Annotated in this window: 20 protein-coding genes and 1 tRNA gene; 13 read left to right on the top strand and 8 right to left on the bottom strand. The window is 71.9% G+C overall.

Annotation, left to right across the window (positions count from 1 at the left end; translation table 11 throughout):
- Positions 1 to 15: 15 nt before the first annotated feature.
- Together MPPM_RS16760 and MPPM_RS16755 are read right to left on the bottom strand one after the other, a co-directional pair.
- Complete coding sequence (locus tag MPPM_RS16760; protein ID WP_096486028.1) at positions 16 to 522, bottom strand: hypothetical protein; 507 nt, start codon at positions 520 to 522, stop codon at positions 16 to 18.
- A gap of 6 nt (positions 523 to 528) precedes the next feature.
- Positions 529 to 2,631 (bottom strand): M48 family metallopeptidase, encoded by a 2,103-nt coding sequence (locus MPPM_RS16755; RefSeq protein ID WP_096486027.1) that lies wholly within the window; start codon positions 2,629 to 2,631, stop codon positions 529 to 531.
- Between the two features lie 662 nt (positions 2,632 to 3,293).
- Here MPPM_RS16755 and MPPM_RS28955 point away from each other — a divergent pair.
- The 7 genes from MPPM_RS28955 (at position 3,294) to MPPM_RS16720 (ending at position 9,895) form a co-directional block, all read left to right on the top strand.
- Complete coding sequence (locus MPPM_RS28955) at positions 3,294 to 3,590, top strand: DUF8820 family protein (RefSeq protein WP_096486026.1); 297 nt, start codon at positions 3,294 to 3,296, stop codon at positions 3,588 to 3,590.
- A gap of 21 nt (positions 3,591 to 3,611) precedes the next feature.
- A complete protein-coding gene (locus tag MPPM_RS16745) occupies positions 3,612 to 4,622 on the top strand; it encodes a DUF6745 domain-containing protein (RefSeq protein WP_096486025.1) in 1,011 nt (336 codons plus the stop codon).
- 69 nt (positions 4,623 to 4,691) lie between these two features.
- Positions 4,692 to 5,618, top strand: a complete 927-nt coding sequence (locus MPPM_RS16740; protein ID WP_096486024.1) for an STM4015 family protein — start codon at positions 4,692 to 4,694, stop codon at positions 5,616 to 5,618.
- Positions 5,615 to 6,799 carry an STM4014 family protein gene (locus tag MPPM_RS16735; protein ID WP_096486023.1) on the top strand — a complete coding sequence of 395 codons (1,185 nt, stop codon included), beginning with the start codon at positions 5,615 to 5,617 and terminating at the stop codon, positions 6,797 to 6,799. The genes MPPM_RS16740 and MPPM_RS16735 overlap by 4 nt, the downstream gene beginning before the upstream one ends.
- The gene (locus tag MPPM_RS16730) at positions 6,796 to 7,599 is read left to right on the top strand and encodes an STM4013/SEN3800 family hydrolase (protein WP_210200286.1); all 804 of its coding nucleotides are present in this window, start codon (positions 6,796 to 6,798) and stop codon (positions 7,597 to 7,599) included. The genes MPPM_RS16735 and MPPM_RS16730 overlap by 4 nt, the downstream gene beginning before the upstream one ends.
- Positions 7,596 to 8,963, top strand: a complete 1,368-nt coding sequence (locus tag MPPM_RS16725; RefSeq protein WP_096486021.1) for an STM4012 family radical SAM protein — start codon at positions 7,596 to 7,598, stop codon at positions 8,961 to 8,963. The genes MPPM_RS16730 and MPPM_RS16725 overlap by 4 nt, the downstream gene beginning before the upstream one ends.
- Before the next feature lie 2 nt (positions 8,964 to 8,965).
- Positions 8,966 to 9,895, top strand: coding sequence for an STM4011 family radical SAM protein (locus MPPM_RS16720; protein ID WP_173807922.1), 930 nt, complete (start codon positions 8,966 to 8,968; stop codon positions 9,893 to 9,895).
- 64 nt (positions 9,896 to 9,959) lie between these two features.
- On the opposite strand, the gene MPPM_RS16715 is transcribed toward MPPM_RS16720, so the two are convergent.
- Positions 9,960 to 10,035: transfer RNA gene (locus MPPM_RS16715), tRNA-Lys, on the bottom strand.
- Positions 10,036 to 10,166: 131 nt separating this feature from the next.
- Between MPPM_RS16715 and MPPM_RS16710 the strand changes: the two genes are divergently transcribed.
- Together MPPM_RS16710 and MPPM_RS16705 are read left to right on the top strand one after the other, a co-directional pair.
- On the top strand, positions 10,167 to 11,285 hold the full coding sequence (locus MPPM_RS16710; protein ID WP_096486020.1) for a hypothetical protein: 1,119 nt from the start codon (positions 10,167 to 10,169) through the stop codon (positions 11,283 to 11,285).
- A 179-nt stretch (positions 11,286 to 11,464) separates the two neighbouring features.
- A complete protein-coding gene (locus MPPM_RS16705; protein ID WP_096486019.1) occupies positions 11,465 to 11,719 on the top strand; it encodes a hypothetical protein in 255 nt (84 codons plus the stop codon).
- Between the two features lie 10 nt (positions 11,720 to 11,729).
- Here the strand turns inward: MPPM_RS16705 and tgt are convergent, their stop codons facing one another.
- From tgt to queA, 3 genes are read right to left on the bottom strand one after another with little or no spacing between them, the layout of a single operon-like run.
- Entirely contained in the window at positions 11,730 to 12,869 is a 1,140-nt protein-coding gene (gene tgt, locus MPPM_RS16700; protein WP_096486018.1) for a tRNA guanosine(34) transglycosylase Tgt, read from the bottom strand.
- On the bottom strand, positions 12,866 to 13,702 hold the full coding sequence (locus MPPM_RS16695; RefSeq protein ID WP_096486017.1) for an aminoglycoside adenylyltransferase domain-containing protein: 837 nt from the start codon (positions 13,700 to 13,702) through the stop codon (positions 12,866 to 12,868). The genes tgt and MPPM_RS16695 overlap by 4 nt, the downstream gene beginning before the upstream one ends.
- Before the next feature lie 10 nt (positions 13,703 to 13,712).
- Positions 13,713 to 14,813 (bottom strand): tRNA preQ1(34) S-adenosylmethionine ribosyltransferase-isomerase QueA, encoded by a 1,101-nt coding sequence (gene queA, locus MPPM_RS16690; protein WP_096486016.1) that lies wholly within the window; start codon positions 14,811 to 14,813, stop codon positions 13,713 to 13,715.
- Between the two features lie 89 nt (positions 14,814 to 14,902).
- Here queA and MPPM_RS16685 point away from each other — a divergent pair, with 89 nt between their 5' ends.
- From MPPM_RS16685 to MPPM_RS16670, 4 genes are all read left to right on the top strand, one after another.
- A complete protein-coding gene (locus MPPM_RS16685; RefSeq protein ID WP_096486015.1) occupies positions 14,903 to 16,363 on the top strand; it encodes an FAD-dependent monooxygenase in 1,461 nt (486 codons plus the stop codon).
- Between the two features lie 79 nt (positions 16,364 to 16,442).
- Positions 16,443 to 16,691, top strand: a complete 249-nt coding sequence (locus MPPM_RS16680) for a hypothetical protein (protein WP_096486014.1) — start codon at positions 16,443 to 16,445, stop codon at positions 16,689 to 16,691.
- Between the two features lie 33 nt (positions 16,692 to 16,724).
- The gene (locus MPPM_RS16675; protein ID WP_096486013.1) at positions 16,725 to 16,979 is read left to right on the top strand and encodes a hypothetical protein; all 255 of its coding nucleotides are present in this window, start codon (positions 16,725 to 16,727) and stop codon (positions 16,977 to 16,979) included.
- A gap of 73 nt (positions 16,980 to 17,052) precedes the next feature.
- Positions 17,053 to 17,940, top strand: a complete 888-nt coding sequence (locus MPPM_RS16670) for a cation diffusion facilitator family transporter (RefSeq protein WP_096486012.1) — start codon at positions 17,053 to 17,055, stop codon at positions 17,938 to 17,940.
- A gap of 51 nt (positions 17,941 to 17,991) precedes the next feature.
- On the opposite strand, the gene MPPM_RS28550 is transcribed toward MPPM_RS16670, so the two are convergent.
- Complete coding sequence (locus tag MPPM_RS28550) at positions 17,992 to 18,168, bottom strand: hypothetical protein (RefSeq protein ID WP_173807921.1); 177 nt, start codon at positions 18,166 to 18,168, stop codon at positions 17,992 to 17,994.
- Positions 18,165 to 19,376 (bottom strand): PepSY-associated TM helix domain-containing protein, encoded by a 1,212-nt coding sequence (locus MPPM_RS16665; protein WP_096487888.1) that lies wholly within the window; start codon positions 19,374 to 19,376, stop codon positions 18,165 to 18,167. Before MPPM_RS16665 ends, MPPM_RS28550 begins: the two co-directional genes overlap by 4 nt.
- Between the last annotated feature and the right edge of the window lie 11 nt (positions 19,377 to 19,387).

Here is a 19,387-nt window from a genome sequence, read left to right as displayed (position 1 = left end):
ACACCTCACGGCGCTTCACCCGGCCGCATCGGCGGCCCGCCGATTGCGCACCACCGAGACGAGCGCTCCGAGGATGGCCGCCGCCAGGGCGGCCATGATGACCACAAGAGTGATCGTGCGGTTCCACAGCCGGTCGAGACCGAGATCGGTCGTGACGAGGTCCGGGCGCGCCGGATCGGCCATCGGCCCCGCGCTGAAATCGCCGACATGCAGGCCGGCAAACACGTAATTCACCCGGCGCGTCACGGTGCCGGTGGGCCGTCGCAGGGTCAGCGTCAGGTCGCAGATGTGGATCGCGATCTTCGAACTGCACTTGCCGTCGCTGATCCGGGCATCCGCTACCGGCTCGGCCGCCTCGCGGACCTGCCAGTCCGAGATCAGGGCCGGCGCCGTGTAGACCGCGCAGGCGGCCAGCAGGGCACCGAGCGCCACCACACCGAACAGCACCCAGAAGGTGGCCATCCAGCCGTGACGCTGCGGCGGCAGACGCAAGGGTTCGGCGCGCTCGGGTGATGCGGTCATGCGGCCTCAGGCTGGCTGGGGTTCGGAGGAGGAGGTCCGGGTGCCGGCCTCGTCGAGGAGGCGTCGGGCCAGGGCCGCGTTCTGGTAGCGGCCGATCAGGTCGACGAAATCCTGCGGCTTCATCCCGCGCGGCAGGCCGGTCGCGAGCGTGACGATGCGGCGCTTCGCGTCGAGCTTGGCGCCGTGGCGGCCCGGCAGGCGCTGCGGCCAGTCCGCCTCGGGCGGCAGCAGCAGGCGCGTGGCGACGCCGGACTGGCTGAACGTCATGTCGAGGTCGGCGACGGAATCCCACGGGATCGTCCGGTCGAGACCCGGCGCCTTCAATCCCTCCGGGCTGAGAACCAGCATGACGGGCTCGCCCCGTCTCAGGATGAGAGCCCCGGCCGCGCCCAGGAGCGCGCCGAGGCCGAGCGCCACCGCCAGCACGACGCCGTTATCTTTCGGCGAGATGCCCGGCACGCCGAAGACCGCGATCGCGGTGGCGATGACGGCGAAGAGGCCGCCGCCTACGGCGAGCGCGATCCCGCGGGAACGATTGTTCGCGCGCAGCACCCGCTCCTCGGTGCCGATCTCCGCCGCCGTCGCCTCGAGATGAGCGCGGTAGGCCGCGTCCTGCGCCCGGACGGCATCGAGAAAGTCGTCGGTCGCCGCCCGGCTGAGCTCGGCCGGGTCGGCGAAGTAGGCCGCGAGCTGCCCGAGTGCATGGGGCGGGGGCACGGCGCCGGCCGCAGCCATGAGATCCGCATCGATGCTGCGCCCGAGGGCGGCGACGCGCTCGCGGGTCGGCGGATGGGTATCGGTCGGGTGGGCCTGCTCCTCCTGCCAATGCGCCGCCGGGTCGTCGAGGCCGTTCCGGATCGCGTGGTCGAGCGCCGCGGCCACGAGGTCGGGCGGCGCGGCATCCGGCGCTTCGGCTGCGGCCTGGAGGGTTTCGGCGACGCGCGGCCCCACCGCGCCCGTGCGCAGCAGCGCCCTCGCCGAGGCGTCCACCGAGGTCGCGCCCGCCCCCACCGCATCGGCCGCGAATTCACGCGCCCGGCTCCAGTGGCGCACGGCAAGGTGGAAGCGCTCCATCACGAAGACGCCGAGGCGCAGCGACGGTCCGAGCAGGCCGAGCGACCCCCGGTGGCCCTCGGCCACCGCGTCGAGGGAGCGCTCGACGCCGGCATAGATCGGCAGGAAGCGCTGGCTGTAGGTGGTGTCGCCGCCGGCATAGTGGGCGAGTTCGTGGCCGATGATCGCCGCCACCTCGTCGCCGCGCATCAGGGCGAGATAGGGCAGCGGCAGGTAGAGGATCCGACCGCCGATGCGTGCGCCGCCGGGCTCCAGCACGGCCGGCCCGGCGCTGACGAAGAAGCCTTCGGAAAGCCCGACCACCACCGCCTCGGGCTTCAGGGCGCCGAGCCGCGCCGCGAGGCCCTCGACGAGGCGCCACAGGCCGGGCGCCTGTTCCGGGGTCACCGTCCGGCCGATGATCGGCAGCGGATCGGGCTCGAAGGCGCCGAGCGCCCGGCGCAGGCCGAACACAGTTGAGCCGGCGACGACGATCACGGCGCCGACCGCGACGACCGCGATCGCGAGAAGCTTCAGCGCACCACCGTCGAAGCCGCCCTGGAAGAGCGCCGCCGCCTCGAAGGAGACGGCGGCGGTGAAGCTCGCCGTGGCCGCCAGGATCTGGAGCGAGAGCGCCGCGGGCAGACACCGGCGCATCAGGGAGAAGCCCCGCACCAAGGCATCGCGCGACGCGCGTCCGACCCGTCCCAGGACGGCGCCGGCGAGCAGCACGAGCAGGGAGAGTCCTGCCGCCACGGCGGCGCCCGCGACGACGACCGGCGGCAGCAATTGGCGCCACGCCATCACCTCAGCGAGGAACGCGGCCTCGTCGCGGGCCTCGCGCGCCTTGTCCAGGGCGAGCGGCCCGGCGTAGTTCCGCCCCTCGTAGCGGAATTGGAGGCGGGGATCGAAGCGGCCGTCCCGCGGCGCCCGCGCCTCCATCTCCGTCACGAGCGCGGATAGCCGCTGCCGTTCGGCGTCGAACTCGGCCCGGTCGTCGCCGCCGCGCCGCACCTCCCACAGGCCGAGCAGCAGGAGAACGAGCGGCAGCAGCACGGTGGCCGCGACGAGGCTCGCCAGGGCGCGCGGACGCGACGGCGATGGACGCGAAGGCGCGTGCGCGATCGTTGCCTCGGGGATGGTCAGCCTCCTGAAGCGTGAATGGGCGGAAAGGCCCGTGAGATGGAGGGCCGGACGCTGGACGAAGGCCGGCCGACGACACGACGCCTTCGCCGCTGCCGCCGTTTCGAACCGCTTCGATCCTGCCGTAATCGGAACGGTTCCAAAGTCTACGTTTGAGCGCACATTCTTCGGGCGCGCTCTTGCTTGCTTAGGCGCAGCCTTGCGCCGACCTCGGTATGAGGCACTTGAACAATTAAAATTGTGCGCAACACAAGGAATACGCGAATCGCTAGGATTTCTACCCTGTTCTGCCGGTAGGTCAACCGAATGCTGTCCTGACGGCGGGCGGGACCGCCCCGGCGCTGCCAGCGACAGCGTCCGGATGCGGATCGAGTACGGAAAGGCATCATGGGTCGGGTAAGCCGGTTGACCATCAGTCAATCTCCGGGCTAGCCTTGCGATGTCGGAGTATTGCCCTGTTGCATCTCTTTCGAGTCGCGGCTTATTTCGGGCACGCATCACGATCATAGCCGGATAAAGAGCGGCGATTGCGCCGTGATCTGGCCGTTGCTCTCACACGATAGGTGGAGACGCGAATGTGGCGTCAGGGGGACATTTTCATCCGCGCGATTCGGTCGATCCCGCGGGAGGCTGTCTCACGGCCGCTGCCGCACACCGTGCTCGCTCACGGCGAACTGACCGGCCATAGCCACCGCGTCGTCGATCCCGCCGCCCTGTTCGCCGGCGACGGCTGCTTCTACCTCGACGTGCGGGCGGATCAGGCCCGCGTCGTCCACGACGAGCACGGCACGATCACCCTCGACCGCGGCGTCTATCAGGTCTGGCGGCAGCGCGAGTACACGCCGCAGCGCATCGTCACCGTGCAGGACTGAGCGTCGGAGAAGCGGCCGCCGATGAGAGCCAACACCGCAACAGGCAAGACCGCCCGGCGCGTCCTTCGCCCGCAGGACGTTCTCGCCCCTGACGAGGTCGGCCCCCTCGACCAGCTCGATATGTCGCGCAACGAGGCCGCCCGCGCCCTGCCGGACGGTCTGGTCTGTCACCGGATCCTGGCGCCCGCGAGCCGGTTGGAAACGCTCGGTCAGGGCATCCGCTGCCGGGAACTGGTGCTCGATGGCTCGGCCATCGCGCGCATCGACGACGGCAATCAGATCATTTATCGCCTCTCCGCCCGCGCCTGCCACCGGTTGAGGATCCTGCCGGCGGACCTGCGCGCCGGCATCGTCGATCTGCGCGACTGCCTCGCCCTGGAGAGCTTGCCGCGCGGCCTTTCGCCGGCCTTCCTCGACCTCGAAGGCTGTTCAGCACTTGAGGCGCTGCCCGGGGATCTCGTCCTGCGCGGCGGGCGGCTCAACATCCGCGACTGCGCCCTGATCGGGTCTCTGCCGGAGCAAGGCTCGGTCGCCCAGCTCGACATCGCCGGCTGCGGCCGGATCGACAGCGTGCCGGAGGGATTCCGCGTCACCTCCTGGATCGATATCGCCGGCTCCGGCCTCACGGCGCTGCCGCCGCACCTGTCCGGGGTCGGGCTGCGCTGGCGCGGCGTGCCGGTGGATGCGCGGATCGCCTTCCGGCCGCACGAGCTCGGCGTCGCCGAGATCCTGGCCGAGCGCAACGCCGAGCGGCGGCGGGTGATGCTGGAGCGCTTCGGCTTCGAGACCTTCATGGAAGCGGCCGAGGCCGAGGAGCTCGACAGGGACCGTGACCCCGGCGGCGAGCGCCGCCTGCTCCGCGTCGAACTCAACGGCGACGAACCGCTCGTCTGCGTCTCGGTCGGCTGTCCTTCGACCGGTCGGCGCTACTTCCTGCGCGTGCCGCCGGCCATGAGGACCTGCCATCAGGCCGTGGCCTGGACGGCCGGCTTCGACGACCCGGCCGAATACGACCCGCTGATCGAGACCTGAGCCGGTCCCGACACCGCCCGCCGATACCGTCCGCAGACACGGCCCACCCGAACGAGGAGCCGGGAAACGATGCCCTACGAGAACCTGACGACCTTCTTCGGGAAGCCGGTCGAGGATTTCCAGAGCGGGATGGAGGCCTGGGATTTCGAGCGCGCGGTGCCGCGCTTCCGCATCGAGTACGATTCCGAGGACAGCGTCCCGGTAATGCTCGGCAACTACGCGGCGCTGGCCGGTGCCGAGGCGACCGACGCCCTCGTGATCGGGTATTGGCAGGGCGACGATTCCTCGGAAAGCTCGCAGGCGGTCGTCGAGGCACTGGTCGCCTATGCCGAGCGCTTCCCCAACCTGCGCGCGCTTTTCCTCGGCGACATCATCTCGGAGGAGAACGAGATCTCCTGGATCAACCAGAGCGACCTCTCGGCGCTCTGGCCGGCATTCCCGAACCTCGAGCACATGCAGGTGCGCGGGGCCACCGATCTCACGCTCGGCCGGTTCGAGGCCCCGCGCCTGACGACGCTCATCATCGAATCCGGCGGCCTGCCGCGCCGGGTGGTGCAGGAGGCGCTGGCCGCCGGGGCGTCGGAGCTGCGCCATCTCGAACTTTGGCTCGGCACCGACGAGTATGGCGGCGACAGCGGGCCCGAGGACTTCGCCGACCTGTTCGCCGGCCGGCTTTTCCCGAAGCTCAACACCCTGGGCTTGCGCGACTGCGTCTACGCCGACGACCTCGCCGCAGCGGTCGCCGTCGCCCCGGTGCTGGAGCGCGTCTCGACCCTCGACCTCTCGCTCGGCAACCTGACGGATGCCGGCGCGGAGGCGCTGCTCGCCTCGCCGCTGGTGGCCAAGCTGTCGCGGCTCGACCTGCACCATCATTTCCTCACCGAGGCGACGATGACCCGGCTGGCCGCGCTCGGGCCGGCGGTCGATCTCTCCGAGCAGCAGGAGCCGGACGAATATGCCGGCGAGATCTACCGAAACGTCGCCGTCTCGGAATGACCCGCGCCGCCGGCCCGTCGGGCCTCCCGCTTCCCGCCGGCTCGATCGGTCCCTGCGTTATCCTCGGTGTCGCGGGCGACGAGCGCGTGCAAGGCTTCTGCGCCGCCCTGGTTCGAGCCGGGCAGCCACCCGCGCAGGTGCTCGATTACGCCGACTTCGTCGAGGCGCCGGATCGGCTCGGTGCCCTGTTCCCGGAGGGACGCGGCCTGCTGCGCATCGACTCGCCAGGCGGCGGCCCGCGCATCCGCCAAATCCTGCTGCGCCTCGTCGGTGAGACGGATGCCGAGGACGGGGGGGAGGCGATGCGCGAGGCGACGCGATTGCGGCCCGGCCACGCGGTTCAGCGCGGGCTTACGGCGGCCCTCCGGCTCGCCCGCCGGGTCGTGCCGCCGGGCGTCGCCCTGACCCACGAGGCCGACACGGTTGCCCTGTTCTACGACAAGCGGGCCTGCCACGCCGCCATGGCGGCGCAGGGCCTGCCGGTGCCCCGCGCGCTGCCGCCGGCCGGCTCCTTCGACGCGCTGGTCGAGGCCATGCGCGCGGCCGGACTCACCCGCGTCTTCGTCAAGCCGCGCTTCGGCTCGGGCGCCGCCGGCATCGCGGCCCTCACGGTCGCCCGCGACGGGATCGCGGCGGATACCTCGGCCGAGCACGTGCCGGGCGCAGGGACCGGCGTGCTGCACCATTCGCACCGGATGCGGCGTTACCGCGGACCGGCGGCCGTGGCGCTCGTCGACGCGATCTTGGCGCAGGACGCGCATGTGGAGCAGTGGGTGCCGAAGGCGGCGCTCGATGGCGGCGCCTGCGACCTGCGCGTGCTCGTGGTCGACGGCGAGCCCGCCCACATCGTGCTGCGCCGGGCGCGCGGCCCGATCACCAATCTCGACCTCGGCGGGCGGCGGGCCGATGCGGAGGCGCTTCGCGCCCTGGCGCCCCCTGCCGTCTGGGAGGCCATGCGGGCGGATTGCCGCCGTTTCGCCGCGTCCTTCCCGCAGACCTTCCACGTCGCTTTCGACGTGGCGCTGACGGTGAGTCTGCGCCGCCACGTCTTCTTCGAGGCCAACGCCTTCGGCGACCTGATCCGCCGCGTCCGCCACGAGGGGCTCGGCCCCTACGAGTGGCAGGTCGCGCGCCTGCCCGGATGGCTCGCCGCGCGCCGGCCCGTGGGGCTCGCCGCGTGATCCGGGCCGCCGAACTCGTGGGCTCCCACGACATCCTGCTCGTGACGCTCGATTCCCTGCGCTTCGACGTGGCCGCGACCGCGCTGGCGGAGGGCCGGACGCCGAACCTCGCGCGTCTGCTGCCGGGCGGCGCCTGGGAGCGCCGCCACGCGCCGGGCAGCTTCACCTACGCCGCGCATCAGGCGATTTTCGCCGGCTTCCTGCCGACGCCGGCCGAGCCGGGCCCCCGGCCGCGCCACTTCGCGCTGCGCTTCGAGGGCAGCCGCACGACCGGGCCGGACACCGCCGTGTTCGATGCGCCCGACATCGTCTCGGGGCTTTCCGCGCAGGGCTACCACACGCTGTGCATCGGCGGCGTCGGCTTCTTCAACAAGCGCACCCCGCTCGGCCGCGTCCTGCCGGGCCTGTTCGCCGAGAGCCACTGGCACGGCGGCTTCGGCGTGCAGGCGCGGGACTCGACCACGGCACAGGTCGGCTTCGCCGTGGAGCGGATCGCGGCGCTCGACCCCGAGCGGCGCCTGTTCCTGTTCCTGAACGTCTCGGCGACCCATCACCCGACCCGTGCCTACCTGCCGGGCGCGACGCGGGAGAGCGCGGAGACGCAAGGGGCGGCCCTCGCCTATGCCGACGGCGCGCTGCCGCCGCTCTTCGCGGCGCTGAGCCGGCGCGGGCCGGCCTTCTGCATCCTGTGCGCGGATCACGGCACCGCCTTCGGCGAGGACGGCTTTCGCGGCCACCGCCTCGCGCACCCGACCGTCTGGGATGTGCCCTATGCCGAATTCATCCAGGAGGCGGCATGAGCACCATTCCGAGCACCGTCCTGACCAACACCACGAGGAGGGTGGCGGCGCTCCTCGCGGGTCCGGTCTATGGCGGCTACCTGTACGCCTATCCGCACAAGACCGCCTACCGCCCGCTGCTGCGCCCCGTGCCCCTGCGCGAGGCCTGGGCGCAGGAGCCGAAGGACGGCCTGTTCCTCTACGTGCACGTGCCGTTCTGCGCGATGCGCTGCGGCTTCTGCAACCTGTTCACCCTGACCCGGGGCGAGGGCCGCGTCGGGCCCTATCTCGATGCCCTGCGGCTGCAGGCCGAGACGGTCGCCGACAGCCTCGGCCGGTTCCGGGTCGCCCGCATGGCCCTCGGCGGGGGCACCCCGACCTTTCTCGAACCCGCCGACCTCGACCGCCTGTTCGCGGATCTGCGCGACACGTTCGGCGCCACGCCTCTCGGGGTGCCGGCCTCGATCGAGACCGCGCCCGGCACCACCACGCCGGAGCGGCTCGCCGTCCTGCGCGCGCACGACGTCGAGCGGATCAGCATCGGTGTCGAGTCGTTTCGCGACGACGAGGCGCGGGCGATGGGCCGGCCTCAGCCCCGGGGCAGCGTCGAGGCGGCGCTCGGCGCGATCCGCGACGCGGGCATTCCCGTGCTCAACATCGACCTGATCTACGGCGGCACCGGGCAGACGCCCGCCAGCTTCCTCGAATCCGTCGAGGCCGCCCTCGCCTGGAAGCCCGAGGAGATCTTCCTCTATCCCCTCTACGTCCGTCCGCTGACCGGGCTCGGCCGGCGCGGCGGGGCCGTCGAGGACGACCGCGCCTGGGACGCCCGCCGCCTCGCGATCTACCGCGCGGCCCGCGACCGGCTGCGGGAGGCCGGCTACGCCCAGGTCTCGATGCGGATGTTCCGCCGGATCCCCGAACCCGTGTGGGGCCCCGCCTACGATTGCGCCCGCGACGGCATGGTCGGCCTCGGGGCCGGGGCGCGCTCCTACACCGCCGCCCTGCACTACGCGACCGCCTACGCGGTGGGGCAGCCGGGTGTCGCCGAGATCGTCGCGGACTACGTCGCCCGCGGCGCGGACCGGCACGGCCGGGCCGATTACGGCGCGTGGCTCGACGCGGAAGACCAGCGCCGCCGCTTCGTGCTGATGCACCTGCTCCAGGCCGCTGGGCTGCCGGTGCAAGCCTATGCGAGGCGCTTCGGCACGCGGCTTTTCGACGATCTGCCGGAGCTGGCCGACCTCGCGGCGGCGGGCCTCGCCACGCTCGACGCGAATCGCCTCGCCCTCACCGGGGCCGGCCTGGAGCGCTCCGACGCCATCGGCCCCTGGCTCCAGGCGGCGGGCGTGCGCGAGCGGATGCGCGCCTACGCGCTGCGCTGACCATGCGGGACGCCCATCTCGACATCCTCTACCGGGGACCCCTCGCGAGCTGCAACTACGCCTGCCCCTACTGCCCCTTCGCCAAGCGGAGGGACAGCCGCGAGACCCTGCGGCGCGACGCGGCGCAGCTCGCCCGCTTCGTCGATTGGGCCGGCGCTCAGACCCGGCGCACGCTGGGCATCCTGTTCACGCCCTGGGGCGAGGCGCTGATTCGGCCGGCCTACCGGAGGGCGACGGCCAGGTTGAGCCGGATGCCGCATATCCGCCGGGTCGCCGCGCAGACGAACCTGTCCTGGCCGACGGGCTGGCTCGATGGCTGCGACCCGACGCGGATCGCCTTCTGGTGCACCTTCCATCCGGGCGAGACGTCGCTCGACCGCTTCCTCGGGCGTTGTGTCGAACTCGACGCCCGCGGCATCAGCTACAGCGTCGGCCTCGTGGGCAAGCGGGAGCATCTCGCGGCGCTCGCCGCGCTCCGCCAGCGACTGCGCCCCGAGATCTATCTCTGGGTCAACGCCTACCGCGACGAGGGGCAGAACTATTACCGGCCGGACGACTTGGAGCGCCTGCGCGCCGTCGATCCGCTGTTCGACCTCAACCGCACCGGGATCCGCAGCCGGGGCCGCGCCTGCGCCACGGGCGAGAGCGTGGTCAGCGTCGACGGCGACGGCGAGGTGCGCCGCTGCCACGTGGTGCCGGCCCGGATCGGCAACCTCTACGATCCGGACTTCGACACAGCCCTGAGACCACGTCCCTGCCCGCTGGCGCAGTGCCGCTGCCACATCGGCTACGCCCACATGCCGCATCTCGGCTTCCGCGAGATCTTCGGAGACGGCCTGCTGGAGCGGGCACTGCCGGACTCGACCGTGGCGGCGAACGCCGTGAGAAGGAAGGGTCTGGAGCGGGGTCGAAGCGACGCATCGCTCGCCTGAAGGTGATCGATCGTTCCGTGCAACAAAAAACCCGCCAAGTCATTGACCGGGCGGGCGAAATCTGTGGTGAGCGCGCTGGGACTCGAACCCAGGACCTACAGATTAAAAGTCCGTTGCTCTACCAACTGAGCTACGCGCTCGCACCCGGCTCGCGCGGGCGCCGCGGGGCGGGCCGGTTGCGCTCGGAGCGTGGGGCTCGCAATAGGGGGTCGGGGCGGGAGGGTCAACACGGCTCGATGTGCCGCCAACCGTTGAGTCGATACGAGAAGCGATGACGAGAGCGAACCCGGCGGGCTCGCCGCCGGAATGGCGGCGCTTCGTCCTGCTGTTCCTGAGCGCGGCAGCGGTTCTCGGCGCCGTCTGCATCGGCCTCGTCGCCGCCCTCGACCCGTACGGATTGCGGGCCGGCCCCGGCCGGGCGCAGGGGCCGCTGATGGATGGCAACCAGCGCTTCATGTATCCGCAGGTGGCGCGCAGCGGCGCCTACGACGCGGCGGTGTTCGGCACCTCGACCCTGCGTCTCCTCGATCCGGCGGATCTCGGCCGGGCCTTCGGCGGACGCTTCGCCAACCTGTCGATGAACGCGGCCACGCCCTACGAGCAGAGCGCGCTGGCCCGGCTCTACCTGAGCCAGGACTTGCGCCACACGCGGCCGACGACGCTGCTGTTCGGCATCGATCCGACATGGTGCGAGCCGGATGCGGCCGAGCGCCGGCTCACCTTCCGCGCCTTTCCCGCTTGGCTCTATCGACCTATTACCGCGTGGGACGCGCTGCGGCAGGTGAACTGGCAGAGTCTCGGCACCGCCTCCGAGGGCGCGCTGTACCGGCTCGGGTTCGCCCGCGCCCGGCTCGCGGCCAACGGCTACGCGGTCTTCACCCCACCGGAGAGCCTGTACGACGCGGCCCGCGCCCAGGCGCATATCCGCCATTCTCAGGCAATCCAGACTGCCGCCGAGTCCGAGCCGGGCTACCGGCCGACCCCCGCCGATGCGCCGATGCCGGCGCTCGGCTGGCTCGATGCACTCCTGGCGCAGGCGCCGGCCGAGACGCGGAAGCTCGTGGTCTTCCCGCCCGTCCACGTCTCGCAGCAGGGCGCGCCCGGTTCACCCGCCGCGGCGCGGGAGGCCGCCTGCAAGGCGCGGGTGGCGCGGATCGGCGCCGCCCGCGCGGCCACGGTGGTCGATTTCCGCATTCCGTCCCCGATCACGCTGCAGGACACGAACTACTGGGATCCGCTGCATTACCGCCTGCCGGTGGCCGCGCGGATCGTAGCGGGGCTGAAGACGGCGCAGGCGAGCGGACGCGATGATCCCGCCGGCGCCTACCGGGTTCTGGCGCATGCGCCGGAGGTCCCGAACGAGCCTCGGAGCCCGCCCACAAGCCGGTGAGCCGCGCCCGGCGGCGGGCGGATCTCTGTGGCCGATACGGGACTTGGCCTGCCACGAGCCGGCCGCACTCTCGCCCGATCGGCAGGTTCTACACCCCGCGGCCCGGCTTTGCCGGGCATCCTCGCGCCTCGCCCGACGGCGGGGCGGGAGGCGCGAAGTCGGAGTTGCAGAGAGTTTCCATGATCGTACGCACAGCCATCGCCCTGATGATCACCACGAGCGCGGCTTTTGCCGGCCCGGCGGCGGCACCGGCCGACCGCGAGGCGCTGCGGCAGCACTGCACCGGGGATTACCTGAGCTATTGCGGCGAATTCGCCCCTGACAGCGCCGAGGTGCGCGCCTGCTTCAAGCAGAACAAGGCCAAGCTCTCGCCGAACTGCCAGGCGGCGATCACCAGCTACAACAAGGCCCAGAAGCGCGCCGACCTGCGCTGAGGCGGGCCCGTCAGCCCTTCGCGGCGGCCTCCGCCCGCGCCCAGCCGTCCTTGGTCTCGGCGACGAAATCCGCCAGACGCCCGTCCCGGATCGCCGCGCGCATGCCGGCCATCAGCGCCTGATAGTAGGCGAGGTTGTTCCAGGTCAGCAGCATCATCCCCAGGATCTCGTCCGAGCGGACGAGGTGGTGGAGATAGGCGCGGGAATAGTCCCGGGCCGCCGGGCAGTCCGAGGCCTCGTCCAGCGGCCGGGTGTCCTCGGCGTGGCGGGCATTGCGCAGGTTGATCCGGCCGTGGCGGGTATAGGCGAGGCCGTGGCGGCCGGCGCGGGTCGGCATCACGCAGTCGAACATGTCGATGCCGCGCATCACCGACTGCATCAGGTCGTCGGGGGTGCCGACGCCCATGAGGTAGCGCGGCTTATGGGCCGGCAGGTGCGGCTCCACCGTCTCGATCATCGCCAGCATCACCGCCTGCGGCTCGCCGACGGCGAGGCCGCCGATGGCGTAGCCCTTGAGGCCGAGGTCGGTCAGCGCCCGCGCGCTCTCGACCCGCAGCTCCGGCACGTCGCCGCCCTGGACGATGCCGAACAGTGCCTTGCCCGGCTGCTCGCCGAAGGCGACGTGGCAGCGCTCGGCCCAGCGCAGCGAGAGGTGCATCGCCTTCTCGATTTCCGGCCGCTCGGCCGGCAGGCGCACGCATTCGTCGAGCTGCATCTGGATGTCGGAGCCGAGCAGGCCCTGGATCTCGATGGAGCGCTCCGGGCTCATCCGGTGAGCGGTGCCGTCGATATGCGAGCGGAAGGTCACGCCCTCCTCGTCGATCTTCCGCAGCGCCGAGAGCGACATCACCTGGAAGCCGCCGGAATCGGTGAGGATCGGCCCGTCCCAGCGCATGAAGCGATGGAGCCCGCCGAGCCGCGCCATCCGCTCGGCGCCGGGGCGCAGCATCAGGTGATAGGTGTTGCCGAGCACCACGTCGGCGCCGAGGTCGCGCACCTGCTCCGGATACATCGCCTTGACGGTGGCGGCGGTGCCCACCGGCATGAAGGCCGGCGTGCGGATGGTTCCGCGCGGCATGGTGATGTGGCCGGTGCGGGCCTGGCCGTCGGTGGCGGCGACCGTGAAGGAGAAGTCGAGGGGATCTGTCATCGGTCCGGGGGGGTGGGGGCCGTCTGCGGGGCCTGATAGCCCCTGGCGCCGTCGATCAGGAAGCGCATGGTGTCGAGGCCGGCGCGCATTTCCGCCGGGGAGACATGCTCCAGCGTCCCGTCGCGGGCGTCGAGCGCGTCCCAGACCGCCTGTTGATGCGCTTCGGGCAGGCGGTCCAGCACGAAGCGCCCGCCCTCGCGCTTCGAGACGATCCGCCCGGTGGCGAGGGTGCAGAGAATCCGGCTCACGCCGAGAATGCCCCATTCGAGGGTGCGCGCGTCGCAGGCGGCGTCCGGTGCCTTGGCGGCGAGTGCCGCTTCGCAGCGCCCGATCCAGGGGCGCCAGTATTCGTCGAGGTTGGCCAGCGCGTGGGCCTGCAGCGGCGCGTCGTCGTCGGCGATGCTGAGGGCGGCCGGCGCCGCGCCGAGGATCGGCCGGCCCGAGCGGGCGAGACAGCGCCACAGGACTGGATTCACCTCGCGGCAGGGTTCGCCGATTCGTAGCTCACCCTCGACGCTGAAGGGCACGACGGCGCCCGCTTCCGGCGCTTTCCGAAGGGCATCGATCGGCAGGTAGACGCCGTCGAAATGCGGCCCGCCGGCCTGCATCAGGGCGGCGTGGACCCGCGCCAGCGCCGCAAGGTCCCCCGCCGGTCCGTCGAGAAGGGCGATGAAGTCGATGTCGCTGCGGCCCGGCCGGAAGTCGCCGAGCGCGACCGAGCCGACAAGATAGAGCCCGCGCAGCCGCGGCCCTCCCTCGCTCGCCATCAGGCCGAGGAAGCGGTCGACGGTGCGGGCAACGTCGACCCGGAGCGGCGGGCGCCGGCTGCTCATAGCAGGGCCTTCATGGGCTGTGCTCCGGGAACAGCAGGCTGGCATCGCCGTAGGAGTAGAAGCGGTAGCCGGAAGCGATCGCGTGGGCATAGGCCGCGCGCATGGTGTCGAGCCCAGAAAACGCCGAGACCAGCATGAACAGGGTCGAGCGCGGCAGGTGGAAGTTCGTCACCAGGGCATCGACAGCCCGAAAGCGGTAGCCCGGCGTGATGAAGATGTCGGTGGCACCCGAGAACGGGCGGATCGCGCCGTCGGGATCGGCCGCGCTCTCCAGCAGCCGCAGGGCCGTGGTGCCGACGGCGACGATCCGGTTGCCCCGCGCCCGCACGGCGTTGAGCCGCTCCGCGGTGGCCGCGTCGAGGAGGCCGATCTCGGCATGCATCCGGTGGGCCTCGGTGTCGTCCGCCTTGACGGGCAGGAAGGTGCCCGCCCCGACATGCAGGGTGACGTGCACCCGCTCGATCCCCGCCGCGTCGATCCCTTCGAGCAGGGCGTCGGAGAAATGCAGGCCGGCGGTTGGGGCGGCGACGGCGCCCGGCTCGCGGGCGTAGACGGTCTGGTAGTCGGTGGTGTCTCGCGCGTCGGTGGCGCGCTTTCCCGCGATGTAGGGGGGCAGCGGCAGCGCGCCGAGCCCGGCGATGGCCTCGTCAAGCGCCGGCCCTGCGAGGTCGAAGCGCAGCAGGATCTCGCCGCCCTCGCCCCGCTCCTCCACCGTCGCGTCGAGGCCGGAAAGCGCGCAGACTTCGCTCGCCCCTTGGCTGTCCCCGTCGCTGCCGAAGCGGATGCGGTCGCCGGGGGCCAGGCGCTTGGCCGGGCGGGCGAAGGCGCGCCAGCGGTCGGGCGCCTCGCGCAGATGCAGCATCGCCTCGCAGCGCTGGCCGGAGCCACCTGCCCGGTGGCGGATGCCGGAGAGGCGGGCCGGGATCACCCGCGTGTCGTTGAAGACGAGGGCGTCGCCCGGATTCAGGAGCGCGGGCAGGTCGCGCACGCCGCGATCCGCCAATGGTTCGCCGGGGCGCACCACGAGCAGGCGGCTCGCGTCGCGGGGGCTCGCCGGCCGCAGCGCGATCGCAGCCTCCGGCAACTCGAAATCGAACAGGTCTACGCGCATGCCGCGCCATCAGCACGGATGGGCGCGCGACGCAAATGGCGGATTGATCCGGGGCGAGGCTCGGCGCAGCATGACGCCCGGAGACGGGAATGGAAACGATCCTGATCGTCGGCGCCGGGCCGGTCGGTCTGACGCTCGCCTGCGAGCTGGCGCGTTACGGCGTCGGCGTCCGGCTGATCGACCGCGCGGCCCGAGCGACGCAGACCTCGAAGGCGCTGGTCGTCTGGTCGCGTACCCTCGAACTGATGGACCGGATGGGCTGCACCGAGGCCTTCCTCGCGGCGGGCCTGCGTGCCCGCGGCGCGAGGCTGCGCGCCGGTGGCCGGGTGCTCGGAGGCCCGGACTTTTCCGACATCGCCAGCCCCTACGCCTTCGGACTGATGATCCCGCAGCGCGACACCGAGCGGTTGCTGACCGAGCATCTCGGCTCCTTCGGGGTTGCGGTCGAGCGGGAGGTCGAGCTTCTCGCCTTCTCGCAGGGGCCGGACGGCGTGGAGGCGCGGCTCTCCCGCGCGGACGGGCGGCAGGAGACCGTGACGACCCCTTTCCTGCTTGGCTGCGACGGCGCCCACAGCGCCGTGCGCCACGGGCTCGGCCTGGCCTTCCGCGGCTCCGCGCAGGGCGACGAGTGGCTGCTCGCCGATATCCGCCTCGACGGCGCGGGCGTCCCGCCAGGCGACGAGATCGCCGTCTATCTCCACCGGGACGGGCCGTTCGTGATCTTCCCGATTCCCGGTGGCCGGGCGCGCGTGGTCGCGACCGTCAGCCGGGCGGATGCACGGCCGCGGCCGGATCCGACGCTGGACGAGGTGCAGGCGCTCGTCGCCGCCCGCGCCGGGCCCGGAATCCGCGTCTCCGATCCGGTCTGGCTCAGCCGTTTCCGCATCCACGAGCGCAAGGTCTCCGAATACCGCAGCGGTCGCGTGTTCCTGGCGGGGGATGCCGCGCATATCCACAGCCCGGCCGGCGGCCAGGGCATGAACACCGGCATGCAGGATGCGGTGAACCTCGCCTGGAGGCTTGCCCTGGTGCTTCGGGGCGAGGCCGGCCCACGGCTCCTCGACAGCTACAGCCCGGAGCGCAACGCCGTCGGCGAGACGGTGCTGCGCAATGCCGGGCGGCTCACCGCTCTGGCGACGCTCGCCAATCCGGCGGCCCAGGCGGTCCGCAACCGCGCGCTGGGGTGGGTCCTCGGCCTCCACGCGGTGCGGCGGCGGATGGCCGCGACCATGAGCGAGATCGAGATCGGCTATCCCGGCTCCCCGCTCTCCGTCGGGCCGGGGGCCGGCCGGCGCTGGCGGCCCGAGGATGCGGACGGGCCGCCGCCGGGCGCGGGCGCCGACCCGCGCTTCGTCCTCTACGCGGCGGATGAAGAGGCGGGCGCCGCGCTCGCCGCCCGCTTCCCCGGCCTGGTCCAGCCCGTGCCGCGCCGGAATCCGGCGCCGGGGCGCCTGCACTTGGTGCGGCCCGACGGCTATGTCGGCTTCGCGTCCGGCGCCGCCGACGGAGAGGCCGCCGCGCACTACCTCAAAGAGATCGCGACAGCCTGAGAGCGGTGCAGCCGAGGCGCCGTCTCGCGCGTTGAGACACCGTTTCGACTTGAAGGTTCGACCGAGGAAGCTGCCCACGATGAAATGGTACGCCGTCCAGCCGCGCGATCCCGCCGACCCGCGCTGGCCCCTGCCCGAGACGCCGCGGATCACCCTCAAGGCCGAGGATGCGGACGATGCCCGCCGCCGCTTCGAGGAGGCCTATCCGAGCGAGCCCTTCGGCACGCCTGGCCACCCGACCGGCGATGTCGGACCCGGCAGCTTCCGGGGCGATGCGCAGGCACTGGTGGTGGAGGAAACGGATGCGCCGCCCTCACCGAACGAGTGACGTGCGGAGCCGGCCGCCGAGGATGTTCGCGCCATGACGGAAGTTGCCAGAAAGCCGCCGCACGAGACGCTCGACGCGCAACTCGTGCGCTACTGGGAGCGGGAGGCGGCCCGCTTCGACGAACTGTCCATGCGGGCGAGCTTCGGCTGGATCGGCCGTCTCTACGCCCGCAAGGCGCAGCGGGCTCTCGAGAAGGCCGAGCGTTCCCGCGCGAAGGAGATCGCCCGCGGGCGCCTCCCCGCGACCGCGCAGGCCGGGGCCGGAGCGGAGGACGATAGCCCGGGCTAAAACCTTTGCCGTGGCCTTCCGGGACCGTGGACCGTAAGGGCGGGGCCGTCCCCTCCCCGCCCGTTAAAGTCGCATGACCGGAACCGAGAAGGCCGCCCTGGCGAGCGCCGCCGTCGGCGTGCTCGTCACCGCGCTGAAATTCGCTGCCTACTGGCTCACCGGCAGTCTTGCGCTCTATTCCGACGCGCTGGAGAGCATCATCAACGTCGTGGCCGCGGCCTGCGCGTTTCTGGCCGTGCGCGTCGCCGCGCAGCCGGCCGACGAGGATCACCCCTACGGCCACCACAAGGCCGAGTATTTCTCCGCGGTGATCGAGGGGGCGCTCGTCATCGTCGCCGCCCTGCTGATCCTGCGCGAGGCGTATTTCGGCATCCTCGACCCGAAGCCCCTCGACGCGCCCGCCCTCGGTCTGGCGGTGAACGTCGTCGCCACGCTCATCAACGCGGTCTGGGCGCTGCTGCTGTTCCGGCGCGGCCGGCGGCTGCGCTCGCCCGCTCTGATGGCCGATGCCCGCCACATCGTCAGCGACGTGGTGACCTCGGGCGGCGTGCTCGTCGGTCTCGGGCTCGTCCTCGCCACGGGAACGCTGGTGCTCGATCCGCTGGTGGCGGGCCTCGTGGCCCTCAACATCCTGTGGTCGGGCTGGACCATGGTACGCGATTCGATCAGCGGCCTGATGGATCAGGCGGCCTCGCCCGAGATGGTCGGCCGCATCCGCGGCCTGATCTCGGCCCACAGCGAGGGTGCCTTGGAGGCCCACGACGTGCGGACGCGCCATGCCGGCAGCGCCACCTTCATCGACTTCCACCTCGTCGTGCCGGGTGAGATGACGGTGTCGGAATCCCACGCGATCTGCGACCGGCTGGAGGAAGTGATCGAGGCGGAGATCGAGGGCGCGGTGGTAGTGATCCATGTCGAGCCCGGCGATCAGGCCAAGGGCCGCGGCGTGCCGGTGATCTGAGGGCGAGGCCGGCTAGTCCGGCTGCGGCCCGGGTTGAGAGTCCTGTAAGCCTTAGCGGTCTCGTCGATGGGACAGGTAGGCCACCAATCCGGCCGCCGGAGGGATTGCGGCCAGGGTAAAGCCCGCGACCTTCCACGCCGCGGCTTCCGCCAGCATGAGGGCAAGCCCCGTGATCGTGACGGTCGTCACCGCCAGCGCGATGCCGACGGGATGGCGCGCCCAGATCATGCCGCTTGCCTCACCCCGCGCTCGTCGTCCCTCGCCTTCCGGCGGCGCGGATGACGGGCGAACCACAGCCACGCGCCGTTGCCGGTGATGAAGAGCGTGAACCACGCGCAGGCCGTCCAGAGCAGCTTGAGCGGCAGACCGCCGTAATCGCCGAAATGCAGCGGCTGCGAGAGCTGCGTCACCACGAGGTACCAGGGCAGCGCCGCGATCTCGGCCACCCGCGCATCGGCCGCGTCGACCAGGGCGATCTCGAACAGCCGCTTCTGCAGGCCCTCGGGGCCGACCAGCAGCACCGTGAAATGCCGTTCGGTGGAGAAGGCGCTGCCGGGATAGAGCATCAGGCTCGTCCGCCAGCCCGGCTTGGCGGCTTCCGCGGCCGCGCGCACCGCGTCGAGGGAAGAGCCGGACCCTGCGATCGGCCCCGCCTCCCGCTTGTGCCCGCCATGGGTCGCGGCGAGGCGCTGCAGTTCGGTCGCCTGCCAGACCTTCAGGGCGATGTCGCCGAGTGCCAGGGTGACGCCGGTGGCGCTGACCAGAAGCGCCCAGCCGAGCGTTACCGTGCCGAGGAAGTTGTGCAGGTCGCGCTGGCGCAGGCGCTCTCCCCGGCCGCGTCGGATCAGGCCGAAGGCGAGCCCTCGGATGAAGGGGCCGTAGATCACGATTCCCGATACGAGGCAGATCACCACGAGCAGTGCGACGACCCCGCCCGCGAGTTCGCCCGGCAGGCCGAGAAACCAGTTGGCGTGCAGGGTGAGGATGATCCCGGTCGGCGTCGAGCGCGGATCGGGCGCCTCGATCGCGGTGCCGCGATACCGGTCGAGGACGACGGGCTTGGCACCGTCGAAGGCGCGTGCGCCGGGCTCGACAAGGCTGACCGTGACCCGCTCCGGATGGTCCGCATCGAAGACAAGGGCCAGTGGCCGCCGCGCCGGAGCCGTGGCCAATGCGGCGGCGACGATCTCGGAGAGAGGCCGCGGGGGCGTGCCCGGCGATGCCGCGTCCGTGTGCGTCGCGTAGCCGAAGCCCTCGTCGATCTCCTCGTGGAAGATCAGGATCGTGCCGCTTATGCAGAGGATCAGGAAGAACGGCGCCGCGATCAGCCCGGTCCAGCGGTGCAGCCAAAGCGCGATCCGAAACGAGCGCGACGCGGTGAACCGGACCGGGGCCTTTGCCGCCACGCCCGGCCGACGCGCAGACATCCCCGCCATGATGCGCGCCG

The sequence above is a fragment of the Methylorubrum populi genome, assembly GCF_002355515.1.
GTDB lineage: Bacteria > Pseudomonadota > Alphaproteobacteria > Rhizobiales > Beijerinckiaceae > Methylobacterium > Methylobacterium populi_A.
The sequence above is the reverse complement of the archived record's forward strand: the minus strand, read 5'-3'. Positions and strand labels throughout refer to the sequence as shown.